Source organism: Jannaschia marina (assembly GCF_013404595.1).
GTDB classification, from domain to species: Bacteria; Pseudomonadota; Alphaproteobacteria; order Rhodobacterales; family Rhodobacteraceae; genus Jannaschia; species Jannaschia marina.
Map to the genome: position 1 here is coordinate 79,182 of NZ_JABVAX010000001.1, position 24,549 is coordinate 103,730.

Annotated in this window: 22 protein-coding genes; 11 read left to right on the forward strand and 11 right to left on the reverse strand. The window is 68.9% G+C overall.

Annotation, left to right across the window (positions count from 1 at the left end):
- Both HSX43_RS00425 and HSX43_RS00430 read right to left on the reverse strand, forming a co-directional pair.
- Positions 1–1,527 (reverse strand): GumC family protein, encoded by a 1,527-nt coding sequence (locus tag HSX43_RS00425; RefSeq protein ID WP_179378115.1) that lies wholly within the window; start codon positions 1,525–1,527, stop codon positions 1–3.
- A gap of 23 nt (positions 1,528–1,550) precedes the next feature.
- Positions 1,551–2,432: an ExeA family protein gene (locus tag HSX43_RS00430; RefSeq protein WP_179378116.1), complete on the reverse strand. Its 882-nt coding sequence runs from the start codon at positions 2,430–2,432 to the stop codon at positions 1,551–1,553.
- A 291-nt stretch (positions 2,433–2,723) separates the two neighbouring features.
- On the opposite strand from HSX43_RS00430, the gene HSX43_RS00435 reads away from it, so the two are divergent.
- The 3 genes from HSX43_RS00435 (at position 2,724) to xrtD (ending at position 7,493) form a co-directional block, all read left to right on the forward strand.
- Positions 2,724–3,401, forward strand: coding sequence for a sugar transferase (locus tag HSX43_RS00435; RefSeq protein WP_179378117.1), 678 nt, complete (start codon positions 2,724–2,726; stop codon positions 3,399–3,401).
- Between the two features lie 96 nt (positions 3,402–3,497).
- Complete coding sequence (locus tag HSX43_RS00440; RefSeq protein WP_179378118.1) at positions 3,498–5,933, forward strand: tetratricopeptide repeat protein; 2,436 nt, start codon at positions 3,498–3,500, stop codon at positions 5,931–5,933.
- 3 nt (positions 5,934–5,936) lie between these two features.
- Positions 5,937–7,493, forward strand: a complete 1,557-nt coding sequence (gene xrtD / locus HSX43_RS00445) for a VPLPA-CTERM-specific exosortase XrtD (protein ID WP_179378119.1) — start codon at positions 5,937–5,939, stop codon at positions 7,491–7,493.
- A 3-nt stretch (positions 7,494–7,496) separates the two neighbouring features.
- Here xrtD and HSX43_RS00450 read toward each other — a convergent pair whose 3' ends face one another.
- The gene (locus HSX43_RS00450) at positions 7,497–8,693 is read right to left on the reverse strand and encodes a glycosyltransferase family 4 protein (protein WP_179378120.1); all 1,197 of its coding nucleotides are present in this window, start codon (positions 8,691–8,693) and stop codon (positions 7,497–7,499) included.
- Positions 8,694–8,857: 164 nt separating this feature from the next.
- Between HSX43_RS00450 and HSX43_RS00455 the strand changes: the two genes are divergently transcribed.
- From HSX43_RS00455 to HSX43_RS00480, 6 genes are all read left to right on the forward strand, one after another.
- Positions 8,858–10,162, forward strand: a complete 1,305-nt coding sequence (locus HSX43_RS00455; protein ID WP_179378121.1) for a UDP-glucose dehydrogenase family protein — start codon at positions 8,858–8,860, stop codon at positions 10,160–10,162.
- A 3-nt stretch (positions 10,163–10,165) separates the two neighbouring features.
- Complete coding sequence (locus HSX43_RS00460; RefSeq protein WP_179378122.1) at positions 10,166–11,407, forward strand: glycosyltransferase family 4 protein; 1,242 nt, start codon at positions 10,166–10,168, stop codon at positions 11,405–11,407.
- Positions 11,408–11,444: 37 nt separating this feature from the next.
- Entirely contained in the window at positions 11,445–12,386 is a 942-nt protein-coding gene (locus tag HSX43_RS00465; protein ID WP_179378123.1) for a KpsF/GutQ family sugar-phosphate isomerase, read from the forward strand.
- Complete coding sequence (locus tag HSX43_RS00470) at positions 12,383–13,162, forward strand: 3-deoxy-manno-octulosonate cytidylyltransferase (RefSeq protein WP_179378124.1); 780 nt, start codon at positions 12,383–12,385, stop codon at positions 13,160–13,162. The genes HSX43_RS00465 and HSX43_RS00470 overlap by 4 nt, the downstream gene beginning before the upstream one ends.
- A 1-nt stretch (position 13,163) precedes the next feature.
- Positions 13,164–14,006, forward strand: coding sequence for a 3-deoxy-8-phosphooctulonate synthase (kdsA, locus tag HSX43_RS00475; RefSeq protein WP_179378125.1), 843 nt, complete (start codon positions 13,164–13,166; stop codon positions 14,004–14,006).
- A gap of 67 nt (positions 14,007–14,073) precedes the next feature.
- The gene (locus HSX43_RS00480; RefSeq protein WP_179378126.1) at positions 14,074–14,673 is read left to right on the forward strand and encodes a DedA family protein; all 600 of its coding nucleotides are present in this window, start codon (positions 14,074–14,076) and stop codon (positions 14,671–14,673) included.
- On the opposite strand, the gene HSX43_RS00485 is transcribed toward HSX43_RS00480, so the two are convergent.
- Together HSX43_RS00485 and mutY are read right to left on the reverse strand one after the other, a co-directional pair.
- Entirely contained in the window at positions 14,670–15,815 is a 1,146-nt protein-coding gene (locus HSX43_RS00485) for an alkane 1-monooxygenase (protein ID WP_179378127.1), read from the reverse strand. The two genes, HSX43_RS00480 and HSX43_RS00485, sit on opposite strands and share 4 nt — an antisense overlap.
- Positions 15,816–15,896: 81 nt before the next feature.
- Entirely contained in the window at positions 15,897–16,913 is a 1,017-nt protein-coding gene (mutY, locus tag HSX43_RS00490) for an A/G-specific adenine glycosylase (RefSeq protein ID WP_179378128.1), read from the reverse strand.
- 68 nt (positions 16,914–16,981) lie between these two features.
- Here mutY and HSX43_RS00495 point away from each other — a divergent pair, with 68 nt between their 5' ends.
- Together HSX43_RS00495 and HSX43_RS00500 are read left to right on the forward strand one after the other, a co-directional pair.
- Positions 16,982–17,506, forward strand: coding sequence for a DUF721 domain-containing protein (locus HSX43_RS00495; RefSeq protein ID WP_235962431.1), 525 nt, complete (start codon positions 16,982–16,984; stop codon positions 17,504–17,506).
- Positions 17,506–18,171 carry a DsbA family protein gene (locus HSX43_RS00500; protein WP_179378129.1) on the forward strand — a complete coding sequence of 222 codons (666 nt, stop codon included), beginning with the start codon at positions 17,506–17,508 and terminating at the stop codon, positions 18,169–18,171. The genes HSX43_RS00495 and HSX43_RS00500 overlap by 1 nt, the downstream gene beginning before the upstream one ends.
- 79 nt (positions 18,172–18,250) lie before the next feature.
- Here HSX43_RS00500 and lpxK read toward each other — a convergent pair whose 3' ends face one another.
- The 6 genes from lpxK to HSX43_RS00530 form a co-directional block, all read right to left on the reverse strand.
- Entirely contained in the window at positions 18,251–19,207 is a 957-nt protein-coding gene (gene lpxK, locus HSX43_RS00505; protein WP_179378130.1) for a tetraacyldisaccharide 4'-kinase, read from the reverse strand.
- Positions 19,207–20,484 (reverse strand): 3-deoxy-D-manno-octulosonic acid transferase, encoded by a 1,278-nt coding sequence (locus HSX43_RS00510; RefSeq protein WP_179378131.1) that lies wholly within the window; start codon positions 20,482–20,484, stop codon positions 19,207–19,209. The genes lpxK and HSX43_RS00510 overlap by 1 nt, the downstream gene beginning before the upstream one ends.
- A 4-nt stretch (positions 20,485–20,488) precedes the next feature.
- Complete coding sequence (locus HSX43_RS00515; protein ID WP_179378132.1) at positions 20,489–20,731, reverse strand: DUF4170 domain-containing protein; 243 nt, start codon at positions 20,729–20,731, stop codon at positions 20,489–20,491.
- A 59-nt stretch (positions 20,732–20,790) separates the two neighbouring features.
- Positions 20,791–21,570: an inositol monophosphatase family protein gene (locus tag HSX43_RS00520; protein ID WP_179378133.1), complete on the reverse strand. Its 780-nt coding sequence runs from the start codon at positions 21,568–21,570 to the stop codon at positions 20,791–20,793.
- On the reverse strand, positions 21,557–22,900 hold the full coding sequence (locus HSX43_RS00525; RefSeq protein WP_179378134.1) for a TldD/PmbA family protein: 1,344 nt from the start codon (positions 22,898–22,900) through the stop codon (positions 21,557–21,559). Before HSX43_RS00525 ends, HSX43_RS00520 begins: the two co-directional genes overlap by 14 nt.
- A 111-nt stretch (positions 22,901–23,011) precedes the next feature.
- The gene (locus HSX43_RS00530; protein WP_179378135.1) at positions 23,012–24,514 is read right to left on the reverse strand and encodes a DUF2125 domain-containing protein; all 1,503 of its coding nucleotides are present in this window, start codon (positions 24,512–24,514) and stop codon (positions 23,012–23,014) included.
- Positions 24,515–24,549 lie beyond the last annotated feature (35 nt).

A 24,549-nucleotide genomic window follows, 5' to 3' on the forward strand; every position in this document is an offset into this window, starting at 1 on the left:
TCAGAGGGTTTCGGTCACGGTCAGTCGCGCGGCAAGGTCGACCGGGTTCGGCAGATGTCCCGTCGCAAGCCCGCCGACGGTCGCGAGCGCGACTATCGCGGCCGCGGTGATGCAGAGCTTGCGTTGCAGGCTGCGACCCGTCGCGGCGGGGCGGGCGGGCGCGTCGTCGAGAAGGGGCAGCGTGGCGATCGGGGTGATGCCGAGCCGCCGCTCAAGGTCAGCCGGACGGCGCAGGAAGCCCAGACGCAATTCCATCGCGATGACGATCATCAGGCCGAGGAGCACACCGCCACCGAGGCCCGCGATGGCCACGATCTTGCGGTTCGGGCGGTCGGGCACGCGCGGGATGGCGGCCTGTTCGATGACTGCGATACGTTGCCCCTTGGAGAGCGTCTCGATCGCGTCGCCCGTTTCCGCCACGGCCTTCGCTTCCAGCGCCTGATCGTAGAGGGTCTGCAGGTTGCCGTGGTCGCGCTCCAGGCTCGCGAATTCCGCCACCTTCACGGGGGCCAGCGCCAGATCGGTGCGCAGCTTCTCCATTTCGTCGAGCAGCTGCAGCCGGCGTGCATCCTCCTCGGCCAGTTGCGCGTCGATCTCGTCGCGGTGCCGGTGGAAGGCCGTCCGCTCGATCTCGGTGCCGCCGGTGGCCTCCAGTCTGCGGGTGAGCGAAGTGATCCGCTCGGCGATCTCATCCGCGCCGGGGTCGCCCGCGGGCAGGTTGGTCAGCGTCTCGCGCAGGGCGGCGATCTGGCGGGCTTCGTAGCTGATCTCGGGGTGGCCTTCGCGCCGGCGCACGATGTCGTGTAGGCGGGTAAGGCGCTCGCGCTCCCGGCGCAGATCGCCGGTATCGCGGTCGATGCGCGACAGCTCCGCCTGAATGGCCGCCATACGCTCGTGCCGCACGCCCTCGGTGCCCGGCAGAACGTCCTGGTTCTCCTGCTGGAACGACAAGAGCAGAGCGCCGCTCTGCGCCAGTTGCTGTTGCAGGCGCGAGACCTCCTGGTCGAAGAACTCGAGCGTCTGGCGCGCGACGGTCGTGCGCATGTCCACGTCCTCGGCCATGACCCGGGTGACGAGCTCGTTGGCGACGGCGGCCGACATGACCGCGGTGTCGGCCTCGAAGCCGACGATGAGGATCGTGGCCTTGACCGGATCGCGCGGGCGCGGCTGCCCGCCGGTGATTTCGAGAGTGATGCGGCTCCGCAGGTCTGTAACCACCTGATCGGGGGCCGGGCGTTCGTCGCCGTAGATGCGCAGACGGTTCGCCATGTCGAGGAGCGCCTCGCGCGACAGCAGCCGCTGGCGGATGATCTGCAGGTGTTCGAGCGCCTGCGTCTGAACGGTCGAGGCGGCCAGTTCATCCGGGATCTTCTCGGATTCGACCACGAGGCGTGCCTTTGCCGCGAAGACAGGCGGCAGGCTCACGGCCACGCCGACGCCGCTGCCGGTCATCACCAGAACGGCCAGAAGGAACCAGCCGAGGCGGCGCCGGAAGAGCGCGGCGTAGAAGCGGATCTCGTTCATCATGTCAGCGTCCCCACCCCGACCGATCAGCCCACCGCGAGGCGCAGGCGCCCGTCGCGGTTTGGCGTGTCGTGCCGCGGCGGCGGCAGGAAGAGCCCGTCCTCGAGCACCTGCGCGATGACCGCATCGCCGATCGCCGCGCCGCCGCCCGTCATCGCATAGACGAGGGCTAGCTCGCAGAGCTGGTTCACGGGGCGCGGCAGACCGCCGGTCGCTTCGAGGATGCTGTCGAGCGCCGCGGCGTCGAACATGTCCTCCGGGCCGCCGGCGCTGCGCAGGCGGGTCGCGACGTAGCCCTCGAGATCGGCGCGATCGAGCGGATCGAGATGCCCCCAGGCGGCCACGCGCTGGCAGAGGCCGGCCATCTCGGGCCCCCGCAGCGTGTCGCGCAAGGCGACCTGACCGCAGAGCACGATCTGCAACAGCTGATCCCGGGCCGTGTTGATGTTGGAGAGCACGCGCAACTCGTCGAGCGCCGCAGCCGAGAGGTTCTGTGCCTCGTCGAAGCAGAGCACGGTCCGCCGGCCTGCGGCGTATTCCGCGATCAGCAGATCCTGGATCCGCGTATAGAGCGCGGTCTCGGGTGCTTCCTCGGCAACATCCTCGCCCAGCGATTGCAGGATCCACGGCAGCACCGAGCCGACGCCGCGGCGAAGCCCCGAGACGAGCGCGATGCGTACGTCGTCGCCGGCGTGATCGGCGAGGTTCAGAAGAAGCGAGGTCTTGCCCGAGCCCGCGGCACCGGTCAGTACCGTGAAGGCGGCCCCGGACATCAGACCGTATTCGAGCGCCGCGTGGGCCCGGACCTGCGAGCGGCCCCAGTGGATGACCTCTGCATCGGCCAGACCGCTGAAGGGACGGGCCGTCATGCCGAAATGCTCCTTGTAGAGGGTCTGAAGCTGGCTCATTGCGAGGCTCCCTAGAGGCGTTTCCATATCGGTTCGGATTGTTTCCGGCGGTCAGTCCGGGCGCAGAACCGTTTCGCTCTTATTCAAATCAAATTGGACATGACTGTGGCGTGTCCGGGGTTTTTTCACCGGCGCATCGGGGCGGGTTTCGGGCCGTGCCGCAATCGGCCCCGAAATGACACCGGCCCCGCCACGATTGAGTGTTTGTCGGTCATAAACCGGCCTCTCCATCCCTCCATAACGGCGTCAAACGGGATCAACCCGTCTGTGAAGTTAACGAGGGTGTGCAAGATGACGATGCAGTTCGATCCGAAGATGATGATGGTCGACGCGACGGCGGTGGGGATGCCGGCGACGCCCGACGCCTTCTATCGTGCGCATCTCAAGCGCGGCCTCGATATCTTTCTCGTGCTCCTCGCCGCGCCGCTCGTCCTGCCGCTCGTCGCGCTGCTGGCGCTGCTGGTCGCGCTCGATGGCGGGTCGGCCTTCTACAGCCAGGAGCGTCTGGGCCTCGGCGGCCGCCGTTTCCGCATGTGGAAGCTGCGCTCCATGGTCGTGGGGGCCGATGCCGCACTGCGCGCGCATCTCGCCGCCGACCTGGCCGCCCGTGCCGAATGGGATCGGGACCAGAAACTCGCCCACGATCCCCGGATCACCCGCGTCGGACGGCTCATCCGCAAGACGTCGCTCGACGAGTTGCCGCAGCTCTGGAACGTGCTGACGGGCGACATGAGCCTCGTCGGTCCGCGCCCCATGCTTCCCGAGCAGCGCGCGCTCTATCCCGGTCATGCCTACTTCCGCCTGCGGCCCGGCCTGACCGGAAGCTGGCAGGTGTCGGACCGCAACGCGACGAGCTTTGCCGCACGGGCCGACTTCGATCTGACCTACGACCGCGCGCTGTCGCTCCTGACCGATCTGACGATCATCGCGGCCACCATCGGTGTTGTCCTGCGTGCCACAGGTCGCTGACTTATCCACATCTGTTCGCGGGCGGTGTTTGCCCGGTCCCTGCGGATCGGGCAGGCTTGACCCACAAAACAAGAACCGAGCAGTAAGGTTCAGTACATGACGATTAGACACGTCCTTCGGACGGGTGCCGCGGCCGTTGCCGTGGCGCTTCTGGTATCCGGTTGCAAGTCCGACGACGCGCGCCTGTCCGACTATCTCGACAGTGGCCGCGCCTATGCCGCGCAGGGCGACCATGCCCGCGCGATTCTGCAGTTCCGGAATGCGCTCAAGATAGATGCCGAACACGCCGAGACGCGCGCGGCCATCGCGGGCTCGCTCCTCGCGCAGGGCGAACTGCGGCAGGCCGAGCAGGAATTCACCCTCCTGAGCGAGCGGTTCCCCGACCGTATGGAGTTCCGATCACGGCTGGGCGAGATCGCCCTCGTGAGTGCCAACTGGCGCGCGCTCGACCGCCATGCCGATGCCGCGGAGACCATCGACGCCGAGGCGCTCGATGCACGCGCCCTGCGCCTGGCCGCCCGCTTCCGCATCGCGCGGGGCCAGGCCGTCCGCGCCCGGCAGGACGAGATCGCGGGTGCCGCGTATACGCTTCTCGACGAGGCACCGGCTCATCCGGTCCTGATCCGTATCGTTCTCGACAACCTCACGAGCGGCGACGATCCGGCCGTGGCCCTGCCCGTGCTCGATGCGGCCCTCGCGATCGAGCCGCACGATGCGGAGCTGCAACTCCTGCGAATCCGTCTGCTGGCGCAGAACGATCGGCTCGACAGCGCCGAAACCCGGCTGATGGAACTGGCCGCGCTCTATCCGAACGATCCGCAGATCGCGAGCCTTCTGGTGGCGCGGCATATGTCGGTCGGGCGCGTCGAGGAGGCCGAGGGCGTCCTGCGAGCCCTGGCCGATGCCGCTCCCCGGGGCGACACCGAGATGCGCGCTGTCCTCGTGCGCTTCATTCACCGCCATCGCGGGCCGGACGCCGCGCTCACGGAACTGTCACGCCTTCGAGCGGCTGCCGAGGGCACCGTTTCCGCGCCTCTCTACGCTGCGATGGACCGGTCGATCCGCTTCGACATGGGGGACCGGGACGGGGCCGTCGAGGGGCTGACCGCGCTGATCGCCGAGATCGGGGATGTGCCCGAGGGTCGGGTGCTCAGGGTCTTGCTCGCCCGTATGCACGACCGGCTCGGCAACCGGCCCGAAGCACGCACCCTGGTGACCGAAGTTCTGGCCGAGGACAGCGGCGACGTCGGCGCGCTCAAGTTGCGTGCGATCTGGGCCATCGACGAGGAAGCCCCGAAGCTCGCCATCGTCGACCTGCGCTCCGCGCTCGCGCAGCAGCCGCGCGACACCGAACTGATGACGCTTCTTGCCGCGGCGCATGATCTCGACGGGACGCGGGGCCTTGCGCTCGAACAGCTCGCCATCGCGGCCGAGGTCTCGGGCCACGCCGCGCGTGAAGCCGAACGCTATGCCGATGCGCTTCTGGCCGAGGGTCGGGACGGGGTCGCACTCCGCGTCCTCGACATCGCGCACGAGGCGCGGCCGCAGGATCTGCGCCTTGCGGAACGGCTTGCCGAGCTGCGGATCGCGCGGCAGGACTGGCGCGGCGTCGCGCGCGTGCTCGCCGCGCTGCGCTCGGTCGAGACGGAGGCCGCCGCCGCGGTGCGCGCGCCCATCGAAGCGGCGCTCCTGCTGGGGCAGGGACGTGCGGCCGATGCGGAAGCCGCGCTCGAAGGGATGATCGCCGACGATCCGGGCCGTCAGGCGGCCTTCACCCGTCTGATCGGCGGTCTGATCGCTCGGGGCGATCTGGCGACGGCCCGCACCCAGCTCGACCTCGCCCTCGTCAAGCGGCCCGAGGATGCCGCCCTCCGCCTCCTCGACGCTGACCTCGCACGGCAGGGCGGAGACGCGGATCGCGCCGAGCGTCTCTACCGCGAGCTCGCCGGAGTGTCGGGCCTGGGCGAAACACCGACGCTTCGCCTCTTCGGCATGATGCAGGCGCAGGGGCGCACGGAGACGGCCGATGCGGTGCTGGCCGAAGGGCTTGCCGCGCATCCCGCCTCCCGTCCGTTGCGGCTCATCGAATCGAACCGCTTGCAGGTGACGGGCGACCGCGCCGGGGCGATCGCGCTTCTCGAGGCGCTCCACGCGGAAGAGCCGCAGGACGCTGTCGCGGCGAACAATCTTGCCGCGATGCTCTCCGAAGGCACCGACGATCCCGAGGTGCTGCGCCGCGCAGCCCGGATCGTGGCCCCGCTTCAGGGTACCACGAACCCGGCCGTCTCGGACACGATCGGCTGGATCGCCTTTCGACGTGGCAACGCCGACGGCGCACTGCCCCTCCTCGAACGGGCGGTGCGCGGTCTGCCGCAAGACGCCGCGGTGCGCCTGCGGCTCGGGCAGGTCCAGGCGGCGCTCGGGGATGCGGCGTCGGCGCGCGCCTCCTACGAGGCGGTGCTGGGTCTCGTGGATGCTGGCGATCCGGTCGCCCGCGACGCCGAAGCCCATCTCGCCGCCCTCGGGGGCTGACCCGTGGCCCTCGTCGAAACCGCGACCCCGCGCCGGGTCGGGGCCGCCGCCCTCGCACTTTTACTCGCGACGCTCGCCGCGTTGCCGCTCTTCTGGAGCGGGCTGGTCTCTCTCGGGCAGGCCTGGGCGACGCCTGAGTATAGCCACGGACCACTCATTCCGCTGATCTCGCTCTTCCTCTTCCTGCGGGAGCTTCGCGACCGGCCGACAGCCGATCCGCACCCGCCGACACGCTGGCCGGGCCTGATCCTCGGTGCGCTTGCGCTCGCGCTGGCCTTGGCGGGCGCGCGGACGTCGATCCCCGACCTCGTCACCTACGCGATCATCCTGTGGACGATGGCAATCGTTCTTCTGGCGATGGGCTGGACGCGCGGGCGGCGGCACTGGGCCTCGGTGTTCCATCTCGTCTTCATGCTGCCCCTGCCGCAGGTGCTCTACTGGAAGGTCTCGACCGCACTGCAGGGCGTTTCGGCCCAGATCGGGGTCGCCCTCGTGGAGACAGCAGGCGTGCCGGTCTACCTCGACGGGCAGATCATCGACCTCGGCGTCTGGCAGTTGCAGGTGGCGGAGGCCTGCTCCGGCCTGCGTTACCTCTTCCCGATCCTCAGCTTCTCCTACCTGACGGCGATCCTCTATCGCGGGCCGATGTCGCATCGCGTGATCCTCTTCGCGATGGCCGCGCCGCTGGCGATCCTCCTCAACGCAGTGCGCATCGGGATCATCGGGCTGCTGGTCGACCGCCACGGCATCGCGCAGGCGCAGGGCTTCCTGCATGTCTTCGAGGGCTGGGTCGTCTTCGGTCTCTGCATCGCGATCCTTTTCGTCACCGCGCTTGCGCTCTCGCGTCTGCGGCCCACCGGCGGCCCGATGCTCGACCTCGAGACCTCGGGCCTCGCCGCGCAGGCGGCGCGGATCACCGGCATCGGGGGCGCGCGCGCCCTCCTGGCGCTGACGGTTCTGACGTTCGGGGTGACGGCGCTGCATCTGACGGTGACGCGCGCCGGCGATCCTCCGGTGGCGCGGCTCGCGAGCTATCCGATGCAGCTTGACGATTGGCAGGGACGGCGGGCCTATCTCGACCCTGATATCTCCCGCGTCCTTGCGGCGAGCGACTACCTCGCCGCGGATTTCACGACGCCCGATGCCACAGCACCCGTGGGCCTCTTCGTCGCGTGGTACGCGCGGCAGGCGGATGGCACCGGCATCCACTCCCCTGAGATCTGCCTGCCCGCCGCGGGGTGGGAGATTGCGTCCCTCGATCGGCACAGGCTGTCGACCGCGGATGGCGGCTTCGAGGTGAACCGGGCGATCATCCAGAAGGGGTTCGAGAAACAGATGGTCTTCTACTGGTTCGAGCAACGCGGACGGCGACTGACAAGCGACTGGCAGGCCAAGTTCTCGGCGGTGCGCGACGGGCTCCTGACCGGGCGAAGCGATGGCACGATGGTGCGTCTGACGACCCCGTTGCATCCCGACGAGACCGAGGCGGATGCCGAGGCACGTCTCGAGGAGATGGCGCGCGCGGCATTGCCCCGGCTCGCGCCCCTCATCCCGGGCTGACGGCTACTTCGAGAACACCCGCGCGTAGGCGGCGAGGAGGTGGGGCACCGAATGGTCCCAGCTCAACTCGTCGAGAACCCGCGCCCGGCCTCGCTGCCCCATCGCCCGGGCGGCTTCGGGGTTCTCGATGAGCCAGGCGATCTGCGCTGCGAAATCCTTCGGATCGTTCGCGCGGGCATAACGCGCCGCGCCCCCGGCCGAGGCACGCCCCTCGGTCAGGTCGAACTGCACCAGCGGCTTCTCGAGCGTCATGTATTCCATGACCTTGTTCATGGTGGAGATATCGTTCATCGCGTTCTTCGGATCGGGGGCCAGCCCGATGTCGATCGCGTTGAGCGCGCCCAGCATCGCCTCGCCGTAGAGCGCGCCGGTGAAGGTGAAGCGGTCGGCCAGGCCGGCGCGGGCGACCTCGGCCTCGATCACCTCCTGATGGGGGCCGAAGCCCACGATGACGATATGAACGTCCTCATGTCCCATTCGGGCGAGGTGGCCGACAGCCTCGACCATCAGCTCCAGCCCCTCCTGCTGTCCGATGATGCCGATCCAGCCGAGAACCGTTCCGGCCCTGCGATAGGCCGGGTCGCCGGGCCCTGGCGTGAATTTCTCGATCCGGGGGGCGGAGCGGACGACGAAGACGTCCTCCGCCGCCATGCCGCCCCGGTCGCGGGCGATGCCGGCGAAGCTCTCGTTCGTCGCGATGGAGACATGGGCGCAGGCGAAGGTGATCCGCTCCCAGAGGCGCATGACGCCATAGAGCAGCCCGCGCTTGCCGAACTTCGCTTCGAAGAGCTCGGGGCAGACGTCGTGATGGTCGAAGAGATAGCGCACCCCGGCGAGCCGGTAGCGCAGTGCCAGCAGCCAGATCAGGTCGGGCGGATTGCAGCCGTGGATCACGTCGAAGCCCCGTTCGCGCCGCACGATGCGGGCAAGGCGGAACCAGTGATAGATCGCGTGCAGGTATTCGCGGGCGTAGGCCACGGCCCCGGCATGGGCCTCGGGCGGGGCGGGGTGGCGGTAGATGTGGACACCGTCGATGACCTCGCGCTCCGCGTCCCAGCCGCGCCCCGTGGGGCAGATCACCGAAACCTCGTAGCCCGCCGCCGTGAGCGACGTCGCTTCGAGCCAGACGCGGCGGTCCAGCGGCACGGGAAGGTTCTCCACCACCATCAGGACGCGGCGCGTAGGGGAAAAGCTGCTCATGTCTCGGCCTCTGACGGGCGTTCTGTCGGGTCGACAGGACCGTGGGTGCGCGACAAAGACAAGATCGCCCGCCGATTTACCGTTCCCGCATGGCGCTCTCGCCACAACCTTGCCACGATGGGTTGCCAGAAGGCGGCTGACTGAGACGGGAAACGGGGCACCCCATGCGTATTGCGATGATCGGAACCGGTTATGTGGGGCTCGTCTCCGGGGTCTGTTTTTCGGACTTCGGCCACGAGGTGATCTGCGTCGACAGGGATCCCGCCAAGATCGAGATGCTGGAAGCCGGCAAGGTGCCGATCTTCGAGCCGGGGCTCGACGACCTGATGATGCGCAACGTGCAGGCGGGCCGCCTGACCTTCACCACCGACCTGAAGACGGCGGTCGATGGGGTCGATGCGGTCTTCATCGCGGTCGGCACGCCGACGCGCCGGGGCGACGGCCACGCCGACCTGACCTACGTGATGGCCGCCGCCGCCGAAATCGGACAGGCGCTCACCGACTATGCCGTGATCGTCACCAAGTCGACGGTGCCGGTGGGCACCAACCGCAAGGTGGCCGAAGCCGTCCGCGCCGCAGCCCCGGAGGCGGCCTTCGACGTCGCCTCGAACCCCGAGTTCCTGCGCGAAGGCGCGGCGATCGACGACTTCATGCGCCCCGACCGCGTCGTCGTTGGCGTCGAGAGCGAGCGTGCGGCCCAGATCATGTCCGACATCTATCGCCCGCTCTACCTGCGCGACTTCCCGATCATGGTGACCGACCTCGAGTCGGCGGAGATGATCAAATACGCCGCGAACGCCTTCCTCGCCGCGAAGATCACCTTCATCAACGAGATCGCCGCCCTCTGCGAGCGGGTGGGGGCCGACATCAAGAAGGTGTCGAAGGGCATGGGCCTCGACGGGCGGATCGGCAACAAGTTCCTGCATGCGGGGCCGGGCTATGGCGGGTCGTGCTTTCCGAAGGATACGGCGGCGCTGGCCCGGATCGGGCAGGAACATGCCGTTCCGATGCAGATCACCGAGACGGTCATGCGCGTGAACGAGGGCGTGAAATCCCGCATGGTCGAGAAGCTGCGCGACCTCTGCGACGGCAGCTTCAACGGGAAGACCGTCGCCGTTCTCGGCGTGACGTTCAAGCCCAACACCGACGACATGCGCGAGGCCCCGAGCCTCACGATCGTGCCCGCGCTCGTGGGCGGCGGGGCGAAGGTGCGGGTGGTCGACCCCGAGGGCTTCCGCGAGGGGGAGCATCTCCTTCCGGGCGTGGCATGGTGCGACGACCCCTATGCCGCGGCGGAAACGGCCGATCTCCTCGTCCTCCTGACCGAATGGAACGAGTTCCGGGCGCTCGATCTCAAGCGCCTCGCGGAGGCGATGACCGCGCCGCGGATGGCCGACCTGCGCAACATCTACAAGCGCGCCGACGTGATCGACGCGGGCTTCGAGGCCTACGACGCGGTCGGACGCTGAGCGGTGAAGATCCTTCTCGTCCATCAGAACATGCCGGGCCAGTACCGGGAGCTTCTGGATTGGCTCGTCGCGCAGGGCGGGCACGAGCTCGTCTTCCTGACCCAGAGGCGCGACCTGCCGGAGATGCCGGGCGTCCGGCGTATCGTCTACCGCCGGCACCACGTCCCCGCGAAGGACGCCTACGGGCTTTCGAAGACCTGGGAAGAGGCCGCGGGCTACGGCTACGGCGCGGCGCAGGCCGCCGCCGCGCTCAAGGCGGAGGGTTTCGTGCCCGACATCGTCCTGGGTCACACCGGTTGGGGCGAGCTTCTGTTCATGAAGCAGGTCTTGCCGGACGTGCCGATCCTCGGGTTCTTCGAATACTACTACCGCGCCGAGGGCGGCCCCGTCGGTTTCGACCCGGAGGATCCGCCGAGCGAGGCGTCGAGGTTCCTGCTTCAGGCGCGCAACGCCGTCCCCAACAGCAACATCCATGTCGTCGACCGCGGCCTCGCCCCGACCTACTGGCAGCGCGACTGCTTTCCCGAGAGCTTCCACGACAAGATCTACGTCTGCCATGACGGGATCCGGACCGATCGGTTGAAACCCGACGCGGGCGTGTCGCTCAACCTCGGGCGCGTCGGCCGCATCTCGCGTGACGACGAGATCTTTACCTACCTTGCCCGCAACATGGAGCGGACGCGCGGCTTCCACATCTTCATGCGCGCCCTGCCGCAGATCCAGAAGGCGCGCCCCAGCGCGCGGGTTCTGGTCGTCGGCGGCTCGGGGGCGTCCTACGGCAAGGCCAGCGCCGAGGAGGGCGGCTTTCGCGCCGAACTCGAGCGCGAGGTCGGTCACCTGATCGACTGGGACCGTGTGCACTTCCTCGGGCAGGTGCCCTACGGCGACTACAAGAAGGTCGTCCAGATCAGCCGCTGCCACATCTACCTGACGATGCCCTTCGTCCTCTCGTGGTCCCTGCTCGAATCCATGGCGATGCAGGCCACTATCGTTTCGAGCGACGTGGCCCCCGTGCGCGAGGCGATCACCCATGGCGAAACAGGCCTTCTGGTGGATTTCCACAGCCCCGAAGCGCTGGCCGGTCAGGTCATCGACGTGCTCTCCGATCCCGCGCGCCATGGCCATCTCGGCCGCAATGCGCGGGCCCATGTAGTGCGGGAGTACGATTTCCTGACGAAATGCCTGCCCGAGCACATCGCGCAGATCAACGCGCTCGTTCCCGAAGACCGGCGCATCCGTCTGTAGTTGCACGCCGGGGCGGCGGGGCCTATCTGCACTGACGATGAGTGATCCGCTCGACACCGCCCGCGAGGTGCTGCGCACCGAAGCTGCCGCGCTCGAGGCGTTGGCGCAGGCGATGCCGGGCGACTTCGCCCCGGTCGTCGACCTGATCGAGGGCCTTTCGGGCCGCGTCATCGTCACCGGCATGGGCAAATCGGGCCACATCGCCCGCAAGATCGCCGCCACCTTCGCCTCCACGGGGACGCCGGCGCTCTTCGTGCACCCAGCCGAGGCCAGCCACGGCGACATGGGGATGATCGGCGGGCAGGACGCGGTGCTGATGCTGTCGAACTCGGGCGAGGCGGCGGAGCTGCGCGACATGATCGAGCACACGCGCCGCTTCTCGGTGCCGCTCATCGGCATCTCCTCGAAGCCCGCGTCCACGCTGATGCAGGCCGCCGATCATCGCCTAACGATCCCCGCATTGGCCGAGGCGTGCGGCATCGGCATGGTGCCCACGACGTCGACCACGATGACGCTCGCGCTGGGGGATGCGCTGGCCGTTGCCCTCCTGCGCCGGCGGAACTTCCGGGCCGAGGATTTCGGCGTCTTCCATCCCGGCGGCAAGCTCGGCGCACAGATGGTGCGGGTCGAGAAACTGATGCACCCGAACGTGCCGCGCCTGGCTCCCGACACTCCGATGACGGACGCGCTGCTGACGATGACGGCCGGTGGTTTCGGCATCGGCGCGGTCGAGGCGGACGGCGCGCTCCTCGGTGTCATCACCGACGGTGACCTGCGGCGCAACATGGACGGGCTGATGGAGCGTGCCGCCGGTGACGTCGCCACGCGCGACCCGCTGACCGTGCCGCCCGACATGCTGGCGGCGCAGGCGCTCGCGCTTCTCAATGCGCGCAAGCTCAACGTCACCATTGTCTGCGACGGGCCGAGGCCTGTGGGCGTACTCCATATCCATGACCTCCTGAAGGCGGGTGTCGCATGAAGACCGTCCTGATGATCCCCGCGCGCTATGCGTCGACGCGCTACCCGGGCAAGCCGCTCGCCGAACTCCGGCAAGCGGACGGGTCGAGGAAGACCCTGATCCAGATGACATGGGAGGCCGCGCAGGAGGTTTCGGGCGTGGACGCCGTGCATGTCGTCACCGACGACGAGAGGATCGCGACCGTGGCGACGGGCTTCGGGGCCACCGTCCTGATGACATCGCCCGAGGCCGCCAACGGCACCGAACGTTGCGCCGAGGCGCTTGCGCAGGTCGAGGCGGACCTCGTGGTGAACCTGCAGGGCGACGCGCCGCTGACGCCGCCGTGGTTCGTCGAGGCGCTGATCGAGCGGATGCGCGAGGACGCGGAAGCACAGGTCGCCACACCTATATTGCGCTGCGACCGGCAGACCTACGACATGTTCGTCGAGGACCGGAAGGCGGGCCGCGTCGGCGGCACCACCGCCGTCTTCGACCGCAACCTGCACGGGCTCTACTTCTCCAAGGAAGTCGTCCCGTACATCGCCCCCGGCAAGGTGCCCGACCCGGTGCCCGTGTTCCATCACGTCGGCGTCTACGCCTACCGGCCCAAGGCGCTCGCCGCTTACGTCGGTTGGCCCGAGGGCGTGCTCGAGGCGCGCGAGGGGCTCGAGCAGCTGCGCTTCCTCGAGAACGGGGCGACGGTTGCCTGCGTCGAGGTCGACGCCCGGGGCCGTGTCTTCTGGGAGCTGAACAATCCCGAAGACGTCGCCCGCATCGAATCCGTTCTGGGAGGCTGACATGGATGCTCTGAAGTCGAAGGTCGTGGACGTGTCCGGCATCCCCGTCGGCGGGGCGGAGCCCTTCGCGCTGATCACCGGGCCGTGCCAGCTCGAAAGCCTCGACCACGCGCGCATGATGGCCGAGCGTATCGCTGCCGCCTGCGCGCCCACCGGCACGCGGTTCATCTTCAAGGCAAGCTACGACAAGGCCAACCGCTCGTCGCTCGGCTCCGAACGGGGCCTCGGCATGGAGGAGGGGTTGCGCGTCCTGGATGAAGTCAAACGCGAGTTCGGCTGCCCCGTCCTGACCGACGTGCATCTCCCGAACCACTGTGGGCCTGCCGCCGAGGTCTGCGACGTGCTTCAGATCCCCGCATTCCTGTCACGGCAGACGGACCTTCTGCTGGCCGCGGGCGAGACGGGGCGCGCGATCAACATCAAGAAGGGCCAGTTCCTCGCACCTTGGGACATGGCGAACGTCGCCGCCAAGGTGGCGAGTACCGGCAACGAGAATATCCTGCTCTGCGACCGCGGCACGTCCTTCGGCTACAATACGCTGGTCAGCGATTTCCGCGGCCTGCCGGTGATGGAAGCGACGGGCTATCCGACGGTCTTCGACGCGACCCATTCGGTGCAGCAACCGGGCGGTCAGGGCGCGACCTCGGGCGGGCAGCGGGAGTTTGCGCCGGTGCTTGCGCGGGCGGCGGTCGCCGTCGGTGTCTCCGCGCTCTTCATCGAGACGCACCAGGATCCGGACAACGCGCCGAGCGACGGGCCCAACATGATCCCGGTCGAGCGGATGGAAGCCCTGATCGGCGATCTCCGCGCCTTCGACGACCTGCGCAAGAAAGCCCTTCGGTGAAGGGCTTTTCCGGAGTTTTCCCTGAAAACTCCCTCAAGACCTTTCGGCGAAAGGTCTTGGCGGCCTGATGTTCGAGTGGATCCTCTCGCTCCTGTCGCGCGGCGGCTATCTCGCGTTCGGCTGGCTTATGTTCGTCGAGACGGTCTTCCCACCGATTCCGTCCGAGGTGCTCATCCCCCTCGCGGGGTTCCTCGCCGCCGAAGGCACGTTCCGGCTCGGCCTCGTGATCGCGGTCGGCACGCTTGGCGCGACGCTCGGGGCGACCTTCTGGTACTGGGTCGGCTGGCGGGTGGGGGAGCGGCGGATGCGCAAGTTCGTCAAGAAGCACGGTCGCTGGATGACGATGTCGCCCGAAGACGTCGACCGGACGGGCGAATGGTTCCGGCGTCGCGGTATCTGGGCCGTCTTCCTCGCGCGGATGCTGCCCGGGCCGCGCTCGATGATCTCGGTTCCCGCGGGTATGGCGCGGATGCCCATGCTGCCGTTCCTGATCGCGACAACGCTCGGCACGGCGCTCTGGACGGCGTTCCTGGCGACGCTGGGCTATATCCTGCAGTCGCAATACGACCGCGTCGCCGATTTCATCGACCCGATCCTCTATGCGCTCGTCGTCGTCGCGCTTGGCTACTACGTCGTGCGCTTCATCCGGCGGCGCGGCGCGCGCTAGCGCGGCAGCGGGTTGCTCGCCGTCTTGTAGGCCGACCAATCCTCGATGTCGGGATAATGCTGCCGCCGCCATTCGCGGACCTTCGGGTTCATCATCCGTCGCCAGATCGGGGGCACCATCGCCGCTGCCGTCATCACCGGGTAGCCGGCCGGCAGCTGCGGTGCCTCGTCGGCATCGTAGGTCTGCAGGAGGGGGAAGGGCCGGTCGGGCTTGTAGTGGTGGTCCGAATGGCGCTGCAGGTTGATCAGGAGCCAGTTCGACGCCTTCTGTGCCGAGTTCCAGGAGTGATGCGGCCGCACCGGCTCGTACTTTCCGTCGCCGAGGTGGCGGCGGGTCAGGCCGTAGTGCTCGATGTAGTTGACGAGCTCCAGTTGCCAGATCGCCGTCGCGGCCTGCACGAGGAAGAGCAGGATCCCGATCCAACCGCCGAGCAGGAAGGCCAGCAGGAGGAACCCGAGTTGCAGCGCGCCGTAGCGCCAGAACGGGTTGGAGCGGTCGGTCGCCGGCAGCTTCTTGCGGGCGAGCATCGCCTTTTCCGCGCCCCAGGCCGAGGCAAGGCATTGGCGCAGGACACGGGGGAAGTAGCGATGGAAGCCTTCGTTGTAGCGCGCCGTCACCGGGTCGCGCGGCGTGGCGACGTAGCGGTGATGCACCAGAAGATGCTCGGACCGGAAATGCGAGTAGAGCACCATGGCCAGCAGGACGTCGGCAAGCCAGCGGTCGAGGCGCGGCCTCTGGTGCATCAGCTCATGCGCGTAGTTGATCCCCACCGTGCCCGAGGCGATGCCCATCCCGAAGAAGAGCCCCCAGATCTCGAGCCCCGAGAGATGGTCGGCGCGGGTCACGTACCAGATCAGCCAGAAGAGCGTCGCGAACTGCACCGGGGCCCAGACGAGCGTGATCACGCGGTACCACTCGAGGCCCCTGCGCTCCATGTTCGGGTCGGCGTTCCGCTCCTCGAGGCCGGCAAGCGCGTCGAGGATCGAGTAGAGCCCCCAGGAATAGAGCGGCGTCAGGGCCACCCACCAGCCGCCCTGCAGCGCGCCGAGGACCACGATGGGGATCAGCGTGAGGGAAACCCAGAAGGGCAGCGCGGCCAGCGGTCGGCGGACCTGATCGTCAGGCAGGGTGGTGATGGTCATGGGCGGTCGGATCCCGTGATGTTTCCAATAGGATACGGCAGGCGGGGGGCTGCGCTCAAGCGCCCGCGCGGAAACGCCGCGTCACTTCGACGGGAACGCGGCGCGGTGGGCCTTCGCGAAGAGCGTCGGCAGCGCTTCGGGGTCGAGCCGGGCCCATTCGCCGCGGTCCGGGTTGCCGCGCTTCGCCGTCGTCAGGACTTTCAGCGTCAGGTGGAAGTGGGTGAAGGTGTGGCGCACCTCACCGGCGTCCCGCCAACGCGCGTCGAAGGGCGCGGCGGGCAGGGGTGTCTCCGACCATTCGGAGGTCGGGAAGGCGAGCATCCCGCCGAGCAGGCCCTTCGGTGGTCGCGTCTCCACGAGGTAGTCGGTGCCGTTTCGCGCCAGGTAGACATATCCCCGGCGCTCGGGCTTCGGCGCTTTCGGAGCCTTGCGCGGGAGGCTCTCGGCGATGCCGGCCTTTCGGCCCGCGCAATGGTCGCGCAGCGGACAGATGACACAGGCCGGAGATTTCGGCGTGCAGACCGTCGCGCCGAGGTCCATCACCGCCTGCGCATGATCGCCCGGGCGATCTTCCGGGGTGAGCCGGTCGGCCAGCGCGCGAATCTCCGGCTTGGCGGCGGGCAGGGGCGTCTCGATGGCCCCGAGGCGCGTCATCACGCGCTCGACATTGCCGTCGACGACGACTGCGCGCTCCTGAAACGCGATCGCGGCGATCGCGGCCGCCGTGTACGGGCCGATGCCCGGCAAGGCGAGGAGCGCGGCTTCGGTGCGGGGGAAAACGCCGTCATGATCTGCAACCACAGTGCGTGCGCATTTGAGCAGGTTGCGCGCCCGCGCGTAGTAGCCGAGCCCGGCCCAGGCGGCCATGACGTCCGCGTCATCTGCTGCGGCAAGAGCGCGCACATCCGGCCAGGTGGTGGTGAACCGCGCGAAGTAGTCCTTGACCGCCGCCACGGTCGTCTGCTGCAGCATCACCTCCGAGAGCCACGTGCGATAGGGATCGGGCCGTTCGCCATCCCCCGGCGGCACGCGCCACGGCAGATCGCGCGCGTGGCGGGCATACCAGCGTCCGAGCGCCTCCGTCCGGTCATCACGCATTGGTGAGTGTGCCCCCTGTTCCCCGATCCGGGCCTTGATGTAGGATATCGGCCGAAAAGGAGAAACCCTTGGCCCCGACCCGATATCGCAAAAACGCCCGCCGCGTCTCGTCCCTCGTGGAACGGGACATCCGGCGGATGGGCGAAAAGCGGGGCTTTACCGAGACGCGGCTTCTGACGCACTGGCCCGAGATCGCCGGTGCCGACACGGCGGCGATCTGTCGCCCGATCAAGGTGGGCTTTCCCCGGAACGGGTTCGGCGCTGTCCTGACCCTGCTGACGACCGGGTCGCAGGCCCCGATGCTGCAGATGCGGCTGCCGCAGATCCTCGACCGGGTGAACGGGTGCTACGGCTACGCCGCGATCAGCCGAATCGACATCACCCAGACCGCGCCGACAGGCTTTGCCGAGGGGCAGGCGGAATTCACGCCGAAACCGCGCAGCCGCCCTGCGCCCGACCCGACGACCGTGGCCGAGGCGCGTGAGCGCACAGCCGCGGTCGGCGACGACGGGCTGCGGCAGTCGCTTGAACGGCTGGCGACCAATATCATATCGAGACAAAGGGCCCACGGGCCGAAGACGGAGACATCCTGATGATCACACGACGTAACGCCCTGACCCTCGCGGGGATCGGACTGGTCGCCGGCGGCGGCTTCACGCTCCTGCGCGACACCGAAATGGGCGCGGCCGCCGGGCTGCCGGACCTCGGCGCGGCGAACGCGCAGGACGCCGGTGCCATCGAGGACATCACGCTCGGCGATCCGAACGCGCCGGTGAAGGTCGTCGAATACGCGAGCTACACCTGCCCGCATTGCGCCACCTTCCATAACAACACCTTCAAGGAGTTCCAGAAGGAGTACATCGACTCGGGCAAGGTGCATTTCACCTACCGCGAGGTCTTCTTCGACCGCTACGGTCTCTGGGCTGCGATGGTCGCCCGCTGCGCCGGGGCAGACCGGTACTTCGGCGTCGCCGACCTGCTTTACCAGACGCAGGGCCAGTGGGCGCGACAGGGCGATGCCGCCTCCGTCGCCGAAAGCTTGAAGCGCGTGGGCGCGCAGGCGGGGCTGACGCCGGATGCGCTCGACGCCTGCCTGCAGGACGCCGACATGGCCCAGAACCTCGTCGCCTGGTACGAAGCGAACGCGGAGGAGGACAACGTCCGCTCGACCCCGTCCTTCCTCATCAACGGCGAGATGCACTCGGGCTCCATGAGCCTGTCGCAGATCGGTGCGCTGGTGGACGACGCCGCAAGCTGATCGCGTCTGCGAGATCTGACGGGCCGGGCGCGGGATGCGTCCGGCCCGTTTGCGTATTTGAGGCCAGAGGAAGGGGCCGTCAGAGCCCGAGCCGGTCGAGTGCCGCATCGAGGGGTGACCAGTCGTCGAGGCGCAGGCGCACGGGGACCGTCATCACCTGACCGCGCAGCGCCGGAGGAAGGCGAACGGCATCCTTCTCGGTGGTCACGGGCTGTGCCGAGAGTTTCGCAGCCCGCTCCCCAAGCCGCCGGAGAAGCGCGGGCGTCAGCGGCTGGTGATCGGCCAGTGCCTCTGTTCCGCGCAGGTCGGCCCGGAGGCTGCGGAGCGTATCGAAGAACTTCTCGGGCCGGCCGATCCCGGCGAAGGCGAAGACCGGTAGGCCCGCCCAGTCCATCCCCGTCCGGAGCGGCTCCAGTTTACCCGAGAGGCGGGGCGGCGTCTCGGGCAGGTCGACGTGGCCGTCCCCGACCGTCAGCGTGAAGTCCGCTCGTGCGAGACCTGCCGCGACCGGCTCGCGCAGCGGGCCCGCGGGCAGGACGCGACCGTTGCCGAAGCCCACACCGGCGTCCACGACGACAATGGACAGATCTTTTTCGAGGCTCGGGTTCTGAAATCCGTCATCCATCAGGACCGCCTGCGCACCCGCAGCCACGGCGACGCGCGCGCCCGCTGCCCGGTCGCGGGCGACCCAGGTGGGCGCGAAGGCGGCCAGCAGGAGCGGCTCATCCCCCGTCTGTCCGGCGTCGTGGGCGGTCGGGTCGACGCGCACGGGGCCTTCCAGCGTTCCGCCGTAGCCACGCGAGACGACATGCGCCGCGATGCCCCGGTCGCGGAGCCGTTCGGCGAGCGCGATGACCGTCGGCGTCTTTCCCGTTCCGCCCGCGGTCAGATTGCCGACGCAGATCACCGGCACGCCCACCCGCACGCCGGCCTGCGCCACGCGCCGCGCCGTGGCCCGCGCATAGAGCGCGGCGAGCGGCGACAGAAGCGCGGTGACGAGGCCCGGTTTGCGAGACCAGAAGGCGGGGGGGCGCATCAGTTCACGCCGTCGAGCATCGAGAAGAGGAGGTCCATCGCCTGCTCGGTCACGTCCGCCCCTTCGGAGCAGACTTCCCAAGCGGCGTGTGCAAGACGCGCGGCCGCGTCGGGCTCCAGTGCGCTCGCCACCGCGTTCCCGAGCGTCTCCGGATTGACCTCCAGCGTTGCGTCGGCAGCCCGAAGCCGGTCGTAGATGTCTTGGAAATTGACGACATGCGGCCCGTGCAGGATGGCGCTGCCGAGGGCGGCGGGCTCGAAGGGGTTGTGGCCGCCGACCTCCACGAGGGACCCGCCGACGAAGCTGACCGGGCAGAGCCTGTACCAGAGACCCATCTCGCCCATCGTGTCGGCGACGTAGACCTGCGTGTCGGCCGTCATCTCCTCGTCGGCGGAACGCTGCGCCACCTTCCAGCCGCTCGCCCGCAGGCCGGCGACGATGCCGGGCGCGCGCTCGGGGTGGCGCGGCGCGATCACGAGGAGGAGCTTGTGCCAGGACCGGAGCGCCTCGTGATGCGCCTCGGCGACCAGCACCTCCTCGCCCTCGTGGGTGGATGCGGCGAGCCAGGACGGCCGGCCCGCGAGCACCTTCGCCAGGTACTGTCGCTCGGTCTCGTCGTGGGGCAGCGCGGCGGAGCCCTCCTTGAGCGTACCCGTCACCTCGAGTCGGGCCTTCGGCAGGCCGAGCGAGAGCAGCCGATCGGCGGTCGCATGATCCTGCGCCTGCACTTGGTCGATCATTCCCATCAGGGACCGTGCGGCCTGGCGCGCGAACCGCCATCGCCGATGCGCGCCCTCGGTCATGCGGGCATTGATCATCGCGACGGGCACATTGCAGCGCGCGACCTCCGACAGGAGAACCGGCCAGATCTCGCCCTCGGCCAGGACGACGAGGTCGGGCCGCCAGTGGTCCAGGAACCGGCGCATCCAGGGGCGCACGTCGAGCGGCACGAACTGATGAATGCAGCGTTCCGGGAGGCGGTGGGCCAGCACCTGCGCCGACGTGACCGTGCCCGTTGTGATAAGGAAGGAGAGGTCCGGCCGCTCCTCCCCCATCCGGCGGACCATTTCGAGCACCGAGACGCTTTCGCCCACGCTGGCCGCGTGCAGCCACATCAGTTGCCCCGCGGGCCGCTCGGCCGAGGGGATGCCGCGCCGTTCGTCAAGGCGCGCAGCGTCCTCCTTGCCCCGCTCCAGGCGCTTGCGCAGGACGTATTCGCCCAACGCGGGCCAGCCGGTCACGGCCAGATAGGTGCCGAGGAGCGCGGACCGCGCCATCGTGTCAGCCCAGCTCTTCGGTCGGGGAGGCCGCGCTCTCCTCGTCGCGCAGGCGATGGATGTGCGCGATGAAGTAACGTGCATGGGCATCGTCGACCGTGCGCTGCGCGGCGTTCTTCCAGGCGTCGTAGGCGCTGGCGTAGTCGGGGAACATGCCGACGATGTCGATCTTGTCCACGTCCGCGAACTGGGTCGAGCTGGGGTTGACCAGCTCTCCTCCGAAAACGAGGTGCAGGCGTTGAACCATGGGGGCCTCCTGTTGCCGTGATGTCTGCCTGTTAGCGCGTTCGTCCGCGCCCGGAAACCTCAGACGAGGCGGGCGAGAAGCCCGTCGGCGACGGCCGGCGTGCCGGCGACCACGCCATCGAGTTGCGGGTGCGGGTTGTTGAACCGAAGCGCGTCGCCGGTGCGGTCGGTCACGCGCCCGCCGGCTTCGGCCACGAGGAGGGCCCCGGCGGCGATGTCCCATTCCCATGCCATGCGCAGGGTGATCATCGCATCGAAGCGACCCTGCGCCACGAGGGCGAGGCGGTAGGCGAGCGAGGAGCGGAAGGCGCGCTCCACGGGGGGCGTGCCGCCCTTCCATCGTTCGGGGGCGAAACTGGGCTTCGTGCCGAGCACGGTCGCCGCGGTCAGGGCGCCCCGCCCGGTCGTACGGATGCGCTCGCCGTTGAGTGTTGCGCCGAGGCCCGCGCCGGCGAGGTAGGTCCGATCCAGGAGCGGCACGTGTACCGCCGCGGCCACGGGCAGGCCGTTCCGGACGATGGCGAGAGAATGGCTGAAGCTGCGCGAGCCCTCGATGAACGCCCGCGTCCCGTCGATCGGGTCGACGATGAAGAGCGTCTCCCGGGTCAGACGGTCCGGGCTGTCGGGCGTCTCCTCGGACATCCAGCCGTAATCGGGCCGCGCGCTCCCGAGGTCCGTGCGCAGCATGGCGTCGATTTCGAGGTCGGCCTCGGTCACGGGCCCCTGCCCATCGCCCTTGTCCCAGGTTTCGGGCCCGTTCCGGAAGTGTCGCCGCGCGATCGCGCCCGCCGCCAGCGCCGCCTCCTTCAGGAGGGCGACGTCGGCCTCAATCCCCGGCAATAGTCAGCCCTTCGACCAAAAGCGAGGGCACCTGCCGTCCGACATGGAGCCGCGCGTCGTTTGCCGGACGGATCGAGAGCAGCATCTCGCGCAGGTTGCCCGCGACGGTGCATTCGTTGACCGGGCGGGCGATCTCGCCGTTCTCGACCCAGAAGCCGCTCGCCCCGCGGGAGTAGTCGCCGGTTGTCGCGTTGATCGAGGAGCCGATCATCGAGGTGATGAGCAGGCCGGTGCCCATCTCGGCCAGTAGGTCGTCGCGGCTCGCCGTGCCCTGCGTCAGCCGGACGTTCGTGACCGAGGGCGACGGGGGCGAGGAGAGGCCCCGCGCGCCGTTTCCCGTACTCTGCAGGCCGATCTTGCGCGCCGTGGCGAGGTCGAGCGTCCAGCTCGTCAGCACACCGTCGCGCACGATGTCGCGCGGGGTGACCGGCAGTCCTTCGCCGTCGAAGGGCCGGGAGCCGGAGATGCGCGGCAGCGTCGGGTTTTCCACGAGTGACAGATGCGAAGGCAGCACGGCCTCGCCCATCGCGTCGCGCAGGTAGGTCGCGCCGCGCGCCACGGCCGAGCCGTTCACCGCGCCGAGGAGGTGCCCGATCAGCTGTCCCGCGACCCGCTCGTCATAGATGACGGGGAATGCCCCGGTCGGCGGCTTGCGCGCGCCCGCCCGCGCGACCGTGCGCTCACCGGCGATGCGGCCCACCGTCTCGGGGCTGTCGAGGTCGGCGCGGTGAATGCGGCTGTCGCCGTAGTAGTCCCGCTCCATCGCCGTCCCGCTGCCGGTGATTGCGACGCAGGAGAGCGACAGGCCGGTGCGCCGGTATCCGCCCGAAAAGCCGTTCGTCGCGGCAAGGTGGATCCGCCGGTCGCCGTAGCCCGCACCGGCCCCCGAGACCTGGCTGACGCCCGCGACGTCGAGCGCGGCCGCTTCCGCGCGCTGGGCCATCTCCTGCAGTTCGGAGGGGGCGACGGGCGGTCCGTCGTCCACAAGATCGAGGGCCGCGACGTCCCAGTCGCGGGCAAGCTGATCGGGGTCGGCCAACCCGCAATAGGGGTCTTCGGGGGCCTCGCGCGCCATGGCGACGGCGCGTTCGGCCATCATGGCGAAGGTCTCGGGCTTCGTGTCGGAGGCGGAGACGCAGGCCTGCCGCGCCCCGATCAGGACACGCAGCCCCAGTTCCACGCCCTCGGAGCGTTCGGCGTGTTCGAGCTTGCCCTTCAGGACGTCGATCGAGACCGAAGTTCCGTCCACGGCGAGCGCATCGGCGGCCTCGGCCCCGGCAGCCTTCGCGGCCTTCAGGAGCGCGTCGGTCAGGTTGGCGAGTTCTGTCATCGGTCCCCTCTTCCAGACCTCGCAGGTAGCCCTCCCGTCGCGGCGGAACAAGGCCGCGCGAACGGTGAGGGGCCCCGCGTCGCGGCGGGGCCCCCCGTTTCATCGCTCCGCTTACTTGAGCGGCAGGCCGTTCGCCGAGATGCCGCCGCCCTCGGTGAACTCGATGGTCGACTCGAGCTGATCCTCACCGACCGGCTTCGCCACCGCGCCGGCCATGCCCTTGACGAAGGCGGCCTGCTCTGCGGGCACGAAGCCCAGGGCGACGAGCTTGTCGACGAGACCGAAGCCGCCGTCGAGCGCGAGGTTGATCGTGCCGACGGGCTCGGGGATCGGGGTCTCGTTCGGGAAGTCGAGATCGCCGCTGCCGCGCAACTCCGCACCGGCCACCGTGAGCAGAAGCTCGTTCAGCGTCACTCCCTTCAGGACACCGGGCGCGCCCTGCAGCTCGGCAAACGCGTCCGGGTCGCCGAAGATGTCGACGTTCATCACCGCGCTTCCGTCCATGTCGATCACAAGCGTCGCGGGATCGCGCGGCAATTGCGCCGTCGGGTCGAAGAGGCCCCAGAGCGCGTCGTCGACCACCAGATCCTTCAAAGCCATCTGCAGGCCGAAGGGCTTCTCCGTGCCGGGCTCGCCCATGGGGAAGGTGAAGGCACTGGCGACTTCCGCCATCGAGACATTGACCGGCAGCGGGAAGCCCGGCAGCTGCGCCGTGATGTCGCCCCCGGTCGACGTCAGGCCGTAGCCGAGCGTCTCCTCGCCGACCTCGAAGGTGATCGCCCCGCTCTCCGACGTGCCGTTCATCTCGAGCGGACCGTCGGGCGTGGTGCCCGCGATTGCCAGCGTGCTGCCGCTGTGGGTCATGTCGCCGGCGTAGATGAGCCCCATGTCGGAGAGCCCCTCGATCGGGCCGTCGGGCTGCTCCCCGTAGCTTCCCGACGCATCGGAGGCGACCCCGTCGAGAACGTAGCTGAAAGTCACCATGCCATTGGTGCCGTCGTCGAACTCGGTCTCGAGGGTCACGGTGTCGGTGCTGAACGTCTGGGCGAAGCCCTGTCCGTCGGTGCCGAGGCCCGAGCGATAGACGCTCTCCAGCGCGCCGAGAGCGATCTTGACCATGTTCGGCGGAGGCGTTTCGTCGCCGGCCCCTTGGATCACGGTCTCGACGTCGATGGTCATGCCGTTCGCGGCGATGTCGTAGACGCGCTCCGCGCCGTCTTCGCGCGCGACGATGCTCAGGCCGTCGTGCTGCATGACCATCACCTGATCGACGGTAACGCCCGAGTCCTCGCTCGTCGTTTCCGACCGGCTCTCGCTCGGGACTTCGATCGTCACGCTGCCGTCATCCTGTTCGGTCATCACGATGTCGCCGTACGTGGCGGTGCTGACCGCGCCGCCGAACTCGGTGCGGTAGTTCACGCCCGTCAGCGTCAGCACGCCACCCGAATACTCGAGCCCCTCGGATCCCAGCGTGCCGCCGAACCGGTTGTAGACCTCCTGCCAATCCTCCCAGATCGTCGTGGCCTGAAGATCGGCCCAGGCCCCCGGGGCCGTCGCCAGAAGAAGAACGGCCGCTCCGGCCGCGGGTTTGAAGGCAATGGTCGGTTTCGGCATCGGATCGGTTCCTTTAACAATGACAGCGAACACCA